Raw genomic sequence first — 14,742 nt, 5'->3', positions numbered from 1 at the left:
GGTAACGCTGGGTAGATTTACATGATTTAATCCTACCCAGTAGTTAGAGTAAGTCAAATAATCTCCCACATGCTTTTAGCAAATTTAGTTTTAATTAATTGAAATTTATAGAGAGAACCATTAAGAATGTATTTTTGCCCTTATGCATGTAAAGCTTGTCTGATTTTGAGGAAGTGAATGTGTATCTTAAGTAGGCAGGTAAACTACATTATTTAATAGTGTAATAGTACCTTTAAATGTAAAAAAGCTTAATAGAGTTATGAATTGCTGTCTTCCAAAGCCTTATCTGGCATTGTAATGTTTAGCTCAAGAACGGCGCTATCCTCCATACGCTCCAGATTAACACTCACTTGATCTCGACTTATATTAACGTATTTTGCTATAACTGCAAGAATTTCTTCCTGCAGTTTAGGCAAATAGTCTGGCGTATTGCGCTGAGAACGCTCATGAGAAATGATGATTTGCAAACGCTCTTTAGCAACAGATGCCGTAGAAGCTCTTCTGCGTAAGTAATTGAATATACTCATATTGTCACTTCCTCCCTGTTTTTACTGAATAAGCGACGAAATAATCCTTTTTTATCATTACTTATAAAACGCATGGGTCTTTCTTCACCCAAAAAACGAGCTATGGCATCTTGATAAGCAACACCAGCATCGCTTGATTCATCAAGAATAACTGGTGTGCCGGTATTAGAGGCTTTAAGAACCGATTTGGACTCAGGTATAACACCAATTAAAGGAATAGCTAATATTTCCTTTACATCGGTTACAGACAACATTTCACCTCGTTCTACTCGCTCAGGATCATAGCGCGTCAGTAATAAGTGTTCTTGCACAGGTGATTTATTTTCTATGGCTCTTTTTGTTTTACTGGCCAGAATTCCCAGAATTCTATCCGAGTCTCTGACTGATGACACTTCGGGGTTAGTAACAACAATGGCATGATCCGCAAAATACATCGCCATAAGTGCACCAGCTTCAATTCCAGCAGGGGAATCACAAATAATGAAATCAAAATCTTTTGCCAGTTCATTCAGAGTCTTTTCAACCCCCTCCAGCGTCAATGCGTCTTTATCACGGGTTTGTGATGCGGGCAGTATGCAAAGATTAGGGATCCTCTTATCCTTGATCAGCGCCTGGTTTAAGTTGGCTTCACCATTAATGACGTTGATGAAGTCATACACTACACGTCTTTCGCAGCCCATTATGATATCCAGGTTTCTTAACCCAATATCAAAATCAATAACAACAGTTTTATGTCCTAAGAGCGCAAGTCCAGAAGAAATCGCTGCTGATGAAGTAGTTTTTCCTACTCCGCCTTTCCCAGATGTAATTACTATTATTTTAGCCAACGCTGAACCCTTCCTATTTTTTCGATTCAACACAATATTTAACCAACAGTTTACACGTTATTCATTCATTAATTCAAGTTATCCAATGCTTAATTGTGATAAAAACTAATTAAAGGATAGTAGTGATATATTTATACAATAAATGTTTAAAATTTTTAAAGTTTGTAGTAAACTATTTGGTTATTTAATTACTGGAGTGAGATAAAATGCCTCTATCCATTGTGCAACAATCATTAACCTTTGACGATGTTTTGCTTGTCCCAGCCCACTCAACTATTTTACCTAAAGATGTTTCATTGAAAACCAAATTAACTCGCGCCATTCATCTTAATATGCCTTTAATTTCAGCTGCAATGGATACAGTGACTGAAGCGAGGTTAGCCATCGCCTTGGCACAAGAAGGTGGTTTGGGAATTATTCATAAGAATATGAGTATCACTGATCAAGCTGAAGAAGTCAGACGAGTTAAAAAATTTGAAAGTGGTATGGTGAAAGATCCTATTTCAGTAACTCCTGATTTGACAGTTAAAGAATTACTTGCAGTCATGACAAAATATAATTTTTCAGGAGTGCCAGTGGTCGATGGTAAGCATTTGGTAGGAATAGTAACCAGTCGAGATATTCGTTTTGAAACCAATATGAATTTGACTGTAGCACAAGTAATGACTCCCAAAGGGCGTTTGGTGACTGTAAGAGAAGGAGCGAGCAGAGAAGAAGTCAGAAGTTTGCTCCACAAGCACCGGATAGAAAAATTATTGGTAGTGAATGAGAATTTTGAGTTACGTGGGCTCATTACAGTAAAGGACATACAAAAAGCAAAAGACAACCCCTATGCATGTAAAGACAGTTTTGAGCAGCTAAGAGTTGGAGCTGCTGTAGGTGTTGGTGAAGGAACCGATGAACGAGTTGCAGCTCTGGTTGAATCCGGGGTTGATGTCATAGTAGTTGATACAGCACACGGACATTCTCAGGGCGTATTAAATCGCGTGAAATGGATTAAAAAGAATTATCCTGATGTACAAGTGATAGGTGGAAATATTGCAACTGCTGCTGCTGCTAGAGATTTATATGAGGCGGGTGCCGATGCTGTAAAAGTTGGAATAGGGCCGGGATCAATTTGTACCACTCGTATAGTGACTGGTGTGGGTATCCCGCAAATTAGCGCTATAGCAAACGTGGCACAAGAACTTAAAGGGATAATTCCTGTGATAGCTGACGGAGGGATACGTTTTTCTGGTGATGTTTGTAAAGCGTTGGCCGCAGGTGCTGATACTGTAATGCTTGGCAGTATGTTTGCAGGTACAGAAGAATCTCCTGGTGAAATTGAGTTATATCAGGGGCGTACGTATAAGAATTACAGAGGTATGGGGTCTATTGGAGCCATGTCATTAGCTCAGGGGTCAAGTGACCGCTATTTTCAGGATGCTTCTCTGGGTACAGAAAAACTGGTTCCTGAAGGCATTGAGGGACGAGTACCTTATAAAGGACCGGTTCAAACCATTATTCATCAATTACTAGGTGGTTTACGCTCCTGTATGGGCTATACCGGTTGTGCGACTATTGAGGAATTGCATTCTAAAACTGAGTTTGTGCAAGTGACCAATGCTGGTATGCGTGAGTCCCATGTGCATGATGTGAGTATTACCAAGCAAGCTCCCAATTATCAGGTGGATAATTAATAATGAATAATTTGAAAAAAAACCCATTATTAATATTAGATTTTGGTTCCCAATACACCCAATTAATTGCGAGACGCGTTCGAGAAATGGGGGTTTATTGCGAAATTTATCCTTATCATATTAATCATGAACAATTTAAAAAATTAAATCCTTGCGGTGTAATTTTATCAGGAGGTCCTTCTACAGTAACGCATGACGCTAATCCCAGAGCTCCTCAATGGCTATTTGAGAGCGATTTGCCACTACTAGGGATATGCTACGGGATGCAAACAATGGCTGTACAACTCGGTGGTCAAGTGCATTCATCGGCGTTAAGAGAATTTGGATATGCTGAGTTGCGTTTGCACGGCCATAGTCAATTATTAAGTAATATCGAAGATCGTAGCGCGATGGATGGTAGTGCTCTATTGGATGTATGGATGAGCCATGGAGATAAAGTCACTGAGTTACCACCAGGTTTTAAAGTGATATGTGAAACGCGTAATGCTCCAATTGCAGGCATGGCTGATGAGAGCCGTCAAATGTATGGTTTGCAATTTCATCCAGAAGTTACTCATACCTTGCAAGGTTTACGAATTTTACAGCGTTTTGTTGTAGACATTTGTAAAGCATCAACAGATTGGACTCCAGAACATATTATTGATGAGGCCATTAATAAAATCAGAGGGCAGGTAGGAACTGAAAAAGTTTTGCTGGGTTTATCTGGAGGTGTTGATTCTTCTGTTGTAGCTGCCTTGTTGCATAGAGCCATTGGAGACCAACTGGTTTGTGTTTTTGTTGATACAGGTTTGCTCAGACTTAATGAGGCAGAACAAGTGCTGAGTATGTTCGGTAAGCATATGGGAATACGCATTATCGCAGTCAATGCCGAGGATAAATTTTTAAATGTCTTGAAGGGTGTGACTTGTCCTGAGGAAAAGAGAAAAATTATTGGGCGAACATTTATTGAAGTTTTTGATGATGAAGCACAAAAACTGGCTGATATAAAGTGGCTGGCTCAGGGCACAATCTATCCCGATGTCATAGAGTCTGCAGCAACAAGTACTAATGATGCGGCTGTGGTTATTAAGTCTCATCATAATGTTGGTGGTTTACCTGATACCTTAAATCTTAAATTGCTGGAGCCCATTCGTGAACTCTTTAAGGATGAAGTCCGTCAAGTAGGTCTGGAATTAGGACTCCCGCATGATATGGTCTATCGTCATCCATTCCCTGGGCCAGGATTAGGTGTAAGAATTTTAGCCGAAGTAAAAAAAGAATACGCAGACATATTACGTAGGGCTGATGCTATTTTTATTGAAGAACTGCATAACGCTCAACTTTATCATAAAGTCAGCCAGGCATTCGCTGTTTTTCTACCAGTAAAAAGCGTTGGTGTGATGGGGGATGGACGCCGCTATGATTACGTAATTTGTTTGAGAGCTGTTGAGACAGTTGATTTTATGACAGCACATTGGTCTCAATTGCCTTGGGATTTTTTAGGGAAAGTATCTAATCGAATTATTAATGAAGTAGAGGGGGTGTCGCGGGTAACTTACGATATTTCTGGCAAACCACCTGCTACGATTGAATGGGAATGATTGATAAATTTTGGATGCAACTGGCCTATGAGCAAGCTGTTTTAGCTCATAATGAAGGAGAAGTCCCTGTTGGGGCTGTATTGGTTAGCAAAGACAATCAATTATTAGGTGTTGGCAGAAATGCCATTGAGAAAAGTCATGATCCCTCTGATCATGCTGAAATCAGGGCAATACGACAAGCCGCAAGAAATTTAAATAATCATAGATTATTAGATACAACGCTTTATGTTACTCTTGAACCCTGCGTTATGTGTGCGGGACTTTTGGTCCACGCACGTATCAAACGCTTGGTATTTGCTACCCGAGATTTTAAAGCGGGAGCAGCTGGCTCAATATTTAATGTTTTACATGCCCTAAACCATTCAGTATTAATAGACGAAGGAATTATGCAAGCTGAGTGCTCTCAATTGCTGTCTGATTTTTTCAGAAATCTTCGCCAGTAATTTATCTTTATATATTACTTAATACTTGTTTTTAGAAATTTCCAAAATTAATTTTTCTCTTAAAGTTGTTTTTTCCTCATGATTCAGGGGATAACCCGTCTGATTGGAGATGTAAAACATGTCCTCTACCCGCTCACCAGCTGTAGCAATTTTTGCATTATGTAAATGAATGTTTAGAGTAAGAAAGACACGGCTTATGGTTGCCAAAAGACCTGGTCTGTCATTGGTAATGAGAAATAGTTGAGTTTGATGATTTGTATTGTCATCAATAAAGTTAATTTGTGTTTTGACATTAAAATGAGTCAATGCTCTGGATAATCTTCTGCGAGAAATCGCGGGCAGGCGTCCTGTATCGGCCAGATGATCGCATAAACTTCTTTGGATGTCTTCAGCACGTTGTTCATTCAGAAAAGCCTGATTGTTTTCATCCAGGATAATATAAGTATCTAGATCAAATTGATTATCACAAGTAATAATCGCTGCTTCCTGGATAGTAACGTGATGATTGCTTAACACTGAAGTGGTGATAGTAAATCTCTCATCTTTATGTGGCATGTAGATGAATACTTCGGTTCCACCCTGACTGTGATGAGGCATAATTATTACCACCGGAAATTGCTTGCTGCTCAGAATTGCCTTGGTGTGTCTGGCTATCACCTCAGGAGATTCATGAAGAAAATATTTTCCCTTAAATTGGCTCCATAAATCCTGTATGACTCCAGAGGATATCCCATCTGAAATTAATATATCCATAGCGCATTGTTTACGAATGGATATTAGAGCAGCTTCATCGAGTAACTCTTGTTGTTTATGAAGTCTTGTTTTTGCTGCGTGATATAATTCTTTAAGTAATGAGTCTTTCCAGGCATTCCAAAGAGTAGGATTTGTACCGCAAATATCTGCTACCGTGAGTAAATAAAGATAATCCAAATACCTTGCATGAGGCAGAAGTTGGCAAAACTGTTCGATGGTTTTAGGGTCGTAAATATCTTTACGCTGAGCAGTTTGTGACATGAGTAAATGGTAGCGAACAAGCCAAACAATCAATTTGCTATCTTCTGCATCCATAAAGTGGCGTTGTGTAAATTGTTGTGCTTCAATTGCGCCTAATTCAGAATGATCTCCTCCTCGACCTTTGGCAATATCATGAAATAAAGCACCAAGATACAAAATTTCGGATTTCTCCAAAGTCGCAATGATTTTGGCACATAAAGGAAATTGCTTTGCATATTCGTTCTTTTTAAAGCGAGATATATTGCGGATTACAAATAAGGTATGCTGATCAACGGTATAAGCATGGAATAAATCATATTGCATTTGTCCAGTGACTGTAGCAAAACAATCAAGATAGTGTGCTAAGACACCATATCTATTCATTCTTTGTAATGCATCGTAGGGATCATTACCAGTTCTGAAAATGTTGATAAATATATTAGCAGTCTCTTTTGATTCTCTAAAACGTTTGCCCATTAAAAATAATGATTCTCTTATTAGTCTTATTGTGCTTGCCCTTACTCCTTCGATATCAGGGCGTTTAACAAGCCAATAGAATAATTTCAATATAGATTGTGGGTTTTGCTTAAATACTCGGTTATTGCGTACTTCAATGAATTGGTTTGACAGTTGAAATTCATCATCCAGACGAACAATTTTTTGTTTTTGATGATAGACTATGGTTTCATTGAACCATTGCAAGAGCATTTCATTCAGCTCTCTATTGCGTTTGATGACTTTAAAGTAGTCTTTCATAAATTGCTCTATGGCCAAGATATGAGACTGATCCTGATATCCAAAAAATTGAGCTAATTTAACCTGATAATCAAATGACAAGCGCTCTTCAGGCTTTCCTGCTAACATATGCAAAGCAAATCGAACGCGCCAAAGAAAATTCTGGCAGTATTTTAATTCTTCATACTCTTTATCAGTAATAAAGCCGTAACTGATTCCCTCTGCTAACTTTTTAATTTTAAAATGGCGTTTGCTAATGCTTAGCAAAATTTGCAGGTCTCTTAATCCACCTGGACCGTTTTTGATATTAGGCTCAAGGTTGTAAGCTGTTTCTCCATATTTTGCATAACGATTTTGCTGTTCCTGAAGTTTGGCAAAGAAGTATTGATGGCTTGGCCACATGTGCAAGGGGTGTGTTTGGTAAATTAATTCTTCCATTAAGGCACCATGCCCACACAATAAGAACATATCCATAATGGTAGAAATTACGCTTAAATCTCGGCTGGCTAAATTGGCACATGAAGAAACAGTGGTAATTTGATGGCTTACTTCCAATCCCACATCCCAACAATCCTGAATAAATTTTTGTGCGCGTTGTAACTGAATATTGCTTACTTTCTCAGTGTGCAATATTAACAAGTCAATATCCGAGTGGAGCTGAAGCTCTCTACGTCCGTAGCTTCCAAGAGCCAGGAGACAAAAATTGTCTCCAAAATGCAACTTATTTTTAATAAATAATTGTATTAAAATAGTATCAATAAATACAGCAAGTTTGCGTGTGAGAGAGGTAATATTCGCTTTTTGGCTAAAGTCCTTGCACAGCTTCTCTTTGAACTGTTTAATCGTATTCTTTATGATGCGATTATCGTTCTTCATTACGTAAAGTCAGAATTTCAACTCCTGTGTCGGTTACCAGAAGTGTATGTTCCCATTGAGCAGAAAGACTATGATCTTTAGTAACGACAGTCCAATGATCTGGCAATAATCTAGTGTGATGTTTTCCTATGTTGACCATAGGTTCTATGGTAAAAGTCATACCTGGTTCTAATCTCATCCCTGTTCCGGGAACCCCATAGTGGAGTACCTGTGGATCTTCATGAAACACACGACCAATTCCATGTCCGCAGTAATCACGCACTACTGAGCAACGATTTTTTTCTGCATGTTGCTGTATGGCATGTCCTATATCGCCTAACTGAACACCGGGTTTAACCATTTCAATCCCGATATATAAGCACTCATGGGCTATTTGCACTACATGCTTGGCCTTGACGGAAGGAGTACCTACAATAAACATTTTACTGGTATCACCATGGTATTCATTTTTTATAACAGTGACATCAATATTAATGATGTCTCCATCTTTTAATGTTTTTTTCCCTGGTATTCCATGACATACCACATGATTAATTGAGGTGCAAATTGACTTGGGAAAACCGTTATAATTTAAAGGGGCAGGAATGGCTTTTTGTACATTGACAATATAATCGTGGCAAATGGTATTTAACTCATCAGTAGTAATGCCAACTTGGACATAAGGTCCAATCATCTCAAGTACTTCCGCGGCCAATCGGCCAGCGATACGCATTTTTTCAATTTCATCAGGAGTTTTAATTGTAACGCCCATTATGGTTTATCCAAAATCATAAATGTTAGCACATGGGTAAGAGGAGCAACAATACTCTTCAATCAGCAAAAGAATAGATTTTCCAGGAAAATCTCTCATAGGATAGAGCAAAAAATAAACTAATGGGTTATAATGTCTACTCAATGATGATTTTATATTATTTTTTACAAGAGATCAGTGTTATGCCAAGAAGCAATAATGATAGCAAGCTTAAAAAGAAAAGTGCCATTCAGTCAAAATTTAAAGAGAAGCAATTGAATCATGGTAGTAAAGAGCACAAATCTAAATTTACCCAAAAAAAGGTACATAAAAAAAGAATTGGGATGTCACACCTCCCAGGTAATATTTACACACTGTTTACTCCTGTCAATGGACTGGAAAGTAATCATGAATTGATTGCTGCGAGCAAGATTATGGTTGATTTACATATTGATAACATGTCAGGCAATGATTACATTCCGTCTGCTATAGACAGAGCCGATCTCGTTATTGTTCAACCTGTCCATTTACTCAGGAAAACCGGTGGACGAGGTCTATTTGCCAGAGAAGACATTCCAAAGGGAACGTGTATTGGTATTTACACAGGAGAAGTGTATTCTGAACAAGAATTTGAACAATATCTGATGGAACATGTTGGTTCTGATAAAAGTTATGCGATGTATGTCGGGGGCCGGGTAGTCGATGCGGCAAGAAAAGGCAATTTGACTCGTTATATCAATTTTTCTGATAGTCAGGATAACGCAGAATTTGTTGAAGGTACATTGAATCGCAAGAAAGTTGTAAAAGTAATAACTACCAAAAACATCAAGGCAGGGCAACAACTATTAATTAACTACAATACTTACGAAGAGCAAGCTTCCAAGTATTATTACTTTCTTAATCCCGGTGATGGTTGGCTATCGGCACAGGAATTTTATCAAACTCACCAATCTCAATACCGATTAGAACAAATGCCTTATAATTTGGAAGGATTTGATCTTACAGTTGGGGATAGAGTGTTAACGACTCAAATAGGAAGGATAATTTTCGCTAACTATTCCCTTGAAAAAGAACAAGAATTAAATGCCTCAGATATCGATTTGCCATTTTTAAAAGTTGGGACTGACGAAAAAATATTAGATTTTGATGAAGCGGATACATTCACCCCTTTGATGGCCGCTTGTTATCTTGGACAAGTTGAAAATGTAAAATGGCTCATTGACCACAGGGCTAATATCGATCAACAGCAAAGTCATTCTGGTCATTGTCCTCTGAGCTTGACATTGAAAGGATATTCTTTAGCAAAGGATACCAAAAAATACATCGATATCATTCAGCTATTGATCAAAAATCAGGTTAATCTTTTGGTGCATGACCGATCAGACAAGACTTTTTTACATAATGCCTCATTAATCCTGAATAACCATGATTTTCAATCTGTTGTCAAATTTTTAATGGAACAAAAACCTATTGATATCAATGAATACTTTACATACATTGATGAGAGTGATTTTGATATCGTCATGCATTGCTATAATAATAAGTTATTTGATAAAGCGCTTGTTTTATTGGCCTTTTATCCGGATTATTTTAAAAGAAATTATATGAGTGATAATGAAGGTCATAATCAATTTAATATTAATGCTTTTAGAAAAGCGATAAAAGATTTTAATTCCAATGAGCTTAATATTTTATTGATTCAGTTAGAGGAGAGCGGGTTGCATTTGCCCGAAGCGTTGTTAACGCAATTAGGAATTATGGATGAAAGTGTCGCAAGTCAAAGAAAGTACTTTTGATTTGATATTTCCTGTTAACATATCTTATACCAGAAACTCCGAGCTCTCTCTGCTAACTAGTGTGATATGAGAGCTTGAGCGGTCCAAATTGAACCTTATTGGGTTTATTTGAACAATAGATAGAAAAAATACTATTTATTATTGTTACAACCAAGCAATTGACACATATCTTTACATTATGTTAATATTATGAACTTTGCTTGATGTTGTTTAGCAAAATTTCGATGTGTCTTCTCTCTAAGGATTATCTAGAGGACTGACTATTTCTAGTTTCATGAGGAAACGGGTGCATCGCTATGAAGAAGGTTTCACTTTATTCAAAGCGATGTTCTGACTCCCAAGTCTGAAATCTCTTCCTAAATGAAGTGGCAGTAATTAAGTAATCTTTTTGAGAGGAAAATAAAATGCCGGTACGTTATTCGGATTTTGACTATGATGGTTGTGTTGGTGTTACCAATCTGATAAATATCGTTGAACAAAATCCAAAGCTTGTCCAGAGAATTCGAGACACTTCAAACCACTATACCAAAGAAGTGGCGCTGATTGCTTCTAATCGGCAAAGTGATCGCGATGATAGGCGTAATGCGCGCTCCAATGGCAATAGTTCTTGTTTTGTCCAGATTCAAAAATTTTGCACCGGCTTAGGTATGGAATTTGATCCGTTTTTATTGGCTGATGCATACAACTTGGTGCCTGCAGGTACTAGTCTCCATGAGGCAACGAATCCGGCAAATGGCGGAAAAATTCAAAACGGCTGGTTACATGATAAGTCGAAAACTACGCTTGTGTATGCGCACATGCAAAGAGCTTCTTCTTTGGAGGCAAGAGAGCAGATTGATTACTTTTTTTATGATGATCGAGAAGACATTCTTGAGGGGGTGCATCAATTTTTCTCAGAGAATCCAGAGCTTATTCCATCTAATGTTACGATGCATTTGGTAAAATATGCTTGTAACCGTGAAAATATCCATACTATGGACAATTATAAAACTCCTGTTCAGGGAAAGGGGTTTGCTAATCCTGACTATGCTAAAACGATCAAAGCATTCGGTGATAAAGCGATTGAGAATGCCAGAGATATTTATGATACAGAAGGCAATGAAATTAATGCTGCAGGAGTTCATCAGGCAAAATACAATTGTAATTTTGAATTTGAAGCCAATAAGGAAATTTGTTAATAATTTTAATTCTCCTGCTGAATTAATTAAGGCTCATGCACAAGCTGTAGAGAAAATAAAGCTGGAAGCGTTTGAGTTGTATAAAACAAAAATTAACGTTAACACTACGTTGTCAAATGAACAAAAAAATTTTTTAATCAGAGCAAAAGCTCAGCAATGGGGTGTTCCTTGTAATGAAGGGCAATGGAATAATCCAATTTTTACTTTGCAGGCTATAATGGCTGAGAAATGCGATCGCTTTTTCTTATCTCAATATGAGTTTACTGCTAAAATGTTAATCACAAAATATCAAAAATCTATAGAAAGCAGGATGGATGGCAGACGTATTTGGGAACAGATTAATGCGTTCATTAAAAGTGTGAACGCATTAAAAGATCCGATGAGAAACGCCCATTCAACTCTAGAAATGTTTAAGAAAAATAATTATTCCGTTAAAGCCGTTAATGGTTTTGTGAACCAAGTCATTGGAGTAATGAATGCATTGATAGACAAGTATCCTCAATGCAGTACAACAGAAATGATAACATGTATGCGTATTATTGAATCAAATTTGCAAAAGATGATTAATTTTTTCTCTCTTGTCGATCGCCTAATTACTATCTATCGAGGTTGCACTACTGCTGGTCCAAACTTTAATAAAATTCTGACTGTTGTCAGGGAAGCTCTTGAAGAAATGAAAACGATAACAGAGAGCGGTGATAATTACTCTACCATCTTGAGTAATTTGGACAAGGTGATAACAGCAGCAAATATTCGTCTGGAAGCACTCGCTGGTCCTCAAGAATACTCAACAAAAGATTTTTACGCGAAAGAATCTTATAAAGTTGTAGGAGCCTATTTGACCATGCAAAGTGAATTCACTCAGCAATTAGATAACAAAGCCACTGCTGCATTTGCTATTTAATCTCATTAAAAAAGGTATGCATTCTGTGCATACCTTTTTATTTATGTTGGGTTTGGGCTATCTCCTGTATGTCGACGATTTTCTCGTTGTTCATTTCGTTTGGTAAGCACTTCATCCATTCTGCTTTCGGATAGTTGTACTTTTTGAAACCAAAAAGTGCCATATGAGGTTGCAAGAGTTTTATTTTTAATAAATTCTTTACCATTTACGAGACTTACAGATTCTTTTGTAAAATATTTACCATTATGATCTGGATTATACTGAAGAAAAAGTTCATCTCTATAAGGTGGTTTGTGTCTATAAATAGTAAAATCAGACAGAGTAATTTCCTTTTTTCGACCTTTGTTATACTGCAGAGCGTCTTTAACTAATGTCTGGATATTAATTCTTGGTAGTCTTCCATCAGGATCAACAAAATAGTCGTTAGTATGGTCTTCTTCTGTAATTTGCTTAAACTCCATTCCTTTAGGAATACTTAAAAAAATCATATGTCCTCTCATAACTGGGTTTGTTTTTTATTCTGCAGCAACAGTATTGCTTATTGCATAAATAGGTTGTTCTAAATTGAGACATAAGTCAATAATCTATAGCAAATGTTTTCAATTGAGTTTGTTATAGCGGCCAAGTCTATTCAATGCAAGAGCGATTCATTATATCTTTAGCGATAGGAGAAATTTGAACTATAATTTAAATGAAACATGAATCAGGATAACCATCATTCCAGGATTTGTTATGAAACACCAAACAAAGAAGAATGTGGCGCGAACCATAATATTTGCACTTTGTATCATTGCCAGTGCAGCTGCTGCAGCATGCTATGGGTTGATATACTAAGCGAATCATTATCAATTTTCATATCTTATAAGTTGGGGTAAATTGGTACCGAATTTTCTGTTATCAGTACCAATCAAAATGTTACATATTCTTTTTGTATTGTGATTTTTGTTCGTTTGTAAGCTGATTATAAATTTGATTTTTCATCATTATCCGGTTTTTTAGCATAGCTCCTGCTATTTTATTTCTTTGGCTGATTAAATTATCCAGTTTAGCTTCATCGAGTTTCTCATTGGCAATGAGTGCATTGATTTGTTCTTTGATTGCTTTAAGTTGTTTATAATTTTCTTTGATTGTTTTTTGGGCTTGTATTTTGATTGTTTTGATCTTTGTTTTTTGCTCTTGAGTCAAGTTAAGTTGGTTAAGTGCTTTTTTGTGATCATGGCAATGACAGGGTTTTGCTTGAGCGGTGTTACCTGTATTGGCAAAAACAGGTTGTACAAAGCTAAATATTAAAGCAAGAGCGGCTAAACAGATAGATTTTTTACTCATCATCGTTTCCTCTTAAATGTAACGTTAATAGGATTCTCCTGAGCACAACATTTTTAAAACTTCCATGCAGAATGCAGTATAAATCAAAATCTACAAATTAATATAGATTTATTTCCTAATTGACTTAGGCCTATTATTGTTGTCCTATATAATGTTCTGTACGTGATAGATTTTTTTGTCATATACAGAGATAACAGTGCTAATTTCATTGCTGAATTGGCACGAATATGTTATAAATACCGCGCTTTAAATACACACACGCTTCGTCACATGCGATAGGGTCCCTTGGTGGGTTTCGTATGGGAAGCGTGGAGGCTTAACCCTGGAGATATATATGAATAATGTAAGTATGCGTGAATTGCTCGAAGCAGGCGCTCATTTTGGACACAGAACACGCTTCTGGAATCCAAAAATGAGTGAGTATATTTTTGGCTCAAGAAATAAAATCCATATCATTAACCTTGAAAAAACATTACCTATGCTGAATGACGTAACGAATTACGTTAGTCGATTGGCAGCAAACAAGGCAAAAATTCTTTTTGTAGGAACCAAAAGAGCAGCTCAAGACAGCATTAGAGAACATGCAAAACGATGCGGTATGCCTTATGTCGACCACAGATGGCTAGGTGGTATGCTGACCAACTATAAAACAGTCCGTCAATCAATATTCCGTTTAAAGGAATTAAAAGAAATGAAGGAAAAAGGGTTGTTTAATGACATGATTAAGAAAGAAGCGTTAATGCTGACAAGAGAGCTTGAAAAACTGGAGCGTAGTCTTGGCGGAATTGAGAACATGGGTGGTCTGCCTGATGCGTTATTTGTGGTTGATGTTGGTTTTGAACATATTGCTGTTGAAGAAGCTCGTCGGTTAAGAATCCCGGTAATTGGTGTTGTTGATACCAATAATAGCCCTGACAACATTGATTATGTTATACCAGGAAATGATGATTCAATGCGTGCTGTGGACATTTATGTTCGCTGTGTCGCTGATGCTATTTTAGATGGTAAAAATAGCAATACGGTAGGAAGAGTATCATCTGATTCAGAGTTTGTTGAGGTCACTTCAAATTCTAAAGAAGAAGAAAAATCCGGGGAATAATTACTATTTGAATAAAGGGGGCATTAATTTAATAAGCCCCCTTTTTGCT

General features: G+C 37.1%; 13 protein-coding genes. 7 read left to right on the top strand and 6 right to left on the bottom strand.

The window, feature by feature from the left end; all coding sequences use genetic code 11:
* Positions 1 to 257: 257 nt before the first annotated feature.
* Together minE and minD are read right to left on the bottom strand one after the other, a co-directional pair.
* On the bottom strand, positions 258 to 527 hold the full coding sequence (gene minE / locus OQJ02_RS08110) for a cell division topological specificity factor MinE (RefSeq protein ID WP_011213993.1): 270 nt from the start codon (positions 525 to 527) through the stop codon (positions 258 to 260).
* Entirely contained in the window at positions 524 to 1,354 is an 831-nt protein-coding gene (minD, locus tag OQJ02_RS08105; RefSeq protein ID WP_265718700.1) for a septum site-determining protein MinD, read from the bottom strand. Before minD ends, minE begins: the two co-directional genes overlap by 4 nt.
* A 206-nt stretch (positions 1,355 to 1,560) precedes the next feature.
* Between minD and guaB the strand changes: the two genes are divergently transcribed.
* Genes guaB through tadA form a run of 3 tightly spaced genes read left to right on the top strand, consistent with a single transcriptional unit; the run spans position 1,561 to position 5,056 of the window.
* On the top strand, positions 1,561 to 3,033 hold the full coding sequence (guaB, locus tag OQJ02_RS08100) for an IMP dehydrogenase (protein WP_265718699.1): 1,473 nt from the start codon (positions 1,561 to 1,563) through the stop codon (positions 3,031 to 3,033).
* A gap of 2 nt (positions 3,034 to 3,035) precedes the next feature.
* Complete coding sequence (gene guaA, locus OQJ02_RS08095) at positions 3,036 to 4,613, top strand: glutamine-hydrolyzing GMP synthase (protein ID WP_265718698.1); 1,578 nt, start codon at positions 3,036 to 3,038, stop codon at positions 4,611 to 4,613.
* Positions 4,610 to 5,056, top strand: coding sequence for a tRNA adenosine(34) deaminase TadA (gene tadA / locus OQJ02_RS08090; RefSeq protein WP_265718697.1), 447 nt, complete (start codon positions 4,610 to 4,612; stop codon positions 5,054 to 5,056). Before guaA ends, tadA begins: the two co-directional genes overlap by 4 nt.
* Positions 5,057 to 5,074: 18 nt before the next feature.
* Here the strand turns inward: tadA and glnD are convergent, their stop codons facing one another.
* Positions 5,075 to 7,660 carry a [protein-PII] uridylyltransferase gene (gene glnD / locus OQJ02_RS08085; protein WP_265718696.1) on the bottom strand — a complete coding sequence of 862 codons (2,586 nt, stop codon included), beginning with the start codon at positions 7,658 to 7,660 and terminating at the stop codon, positions 5,075 to 5,077.
* Positions 7,647 to 8,411, bottom strand: coding sequence for a type I methionyl aminopeptidase (gene map / locus OQJ02_RS08080; RefSeq protein WP_265718695.1), 765 nt, complete (start codon positions 8,409 to 8,411; stop codon positions 7,647 to 7,649). Before map ends, glnD begins: the two co-directional genes overlap by 14 nt.
* Positions 8,412 to 8,554: 143 nt before the next feature.
* Here map and ankI point away from each other — a divergent pair, with 143 nt between their 5' ends.
* The 3 genes from ankI (at position 8,555) to OQJ02_RS15420 (ending at position 12,268) form a co-directional block, all read left to right on the top strand.
* Complete coding sequence (ankI, locus tag OQJ02_RS08075) at positions 8,555 to 10,186, top strand: Dot/Icm T4SS effector AnkI/LegAS4 (RefSeq protein ID WP_265718694.1); 1,632 nt, start codon at positions 8,555 to 8,557, stop codon at positions 10,184 to 10,186.
* Positions 10,187 to 10,590: 404 nt separating this feature from the next.
* Positions 10,591 to 11,364 carry a hypothetical protein gene (locus tag OQJ02_RS15425; protein ID WP_322783380.1) on the top strand — a complete coding sequence of 258 codons (774 nt, stop codon included), beginning with the start codon at positions 10,591 to 10,593 and terminating at the stop codon, positions 11,362 to 11,364.
* On the top strand, positions 11,285 to 12,268 hold the full coding sequence (locus OQJ02_RS15420; RefSeq protein ID WP_322783379.1) for a hypothetical protein: 984 nt from the start codon (positions 11,285 to 11,287) through the stop codon (positions 12,266 to 12,268). Before OQJ02_RS15425 ends, OQJ02_RS15420 begins: the two co-directional genes overlap by 80 nt.
* Before the next feature lie 41 nt (positions 12,269 to 12,309).
* Here OQJ02_RS15420 and OQJ02_RS08065 read toward each other — a convergent pair whose 3' ends face one another.
* Positions 12,310 to 12,768, bottom strand: a complete 459-nt coding sequence (locus OQJ02_RS08065; protein ID WP_265718693.1) for a permease — start codon at positions 12,766 to 12,768, stop codon at positions 12,310 to 12,312.
* A 415-nt stretch (positions 12,769 to 13,183) separates the two neighbouring features.
* The gene (locus OQJ02_RS08060) at positions 13,184 to 13,594 is read right to left on the bottom strand and encodes a Spy/CpxP family protein refolding chaperone (RefSeq protein ID WP_265718692.1); all 411 of its coding nucleotides are present in this window, start codon (positions 13,592 to 13,594) and stop codon (positions 13,184 to 13,186) included.
* 334 nt (positions 13,595 to 13,928) lie between these two features.
* Here OQJ02_RS08060 and rpsB point away from each other — a divergent pair, with 334 nt between their 5' ends.
* Positions 13,929 to 14,693 (top strand): 30S ribosomal protein S2, encoded by a 765-nt coding sequence (rpsB, locus tag OQJ02_RS08055; protein WP_265718691.1) that lies wholly within the window; start codon positions 13,929 to 13,931, stop codon positions 14,691 to 14,693.
* Positions 14,694 to 14,742 lie beyond the last annotated feature (49 nt).

This window comes from Legionella sp. PATHC032 (assembly GCF_026191185.1).
GTDB lineage: Bacteria > Pseudomonadota > Gammaproteobacteria > Legionellales > Legionellaceae > Legionella.
This window is presented reverse-complemented; position numbering and strand designations above follow the sequence as displayed.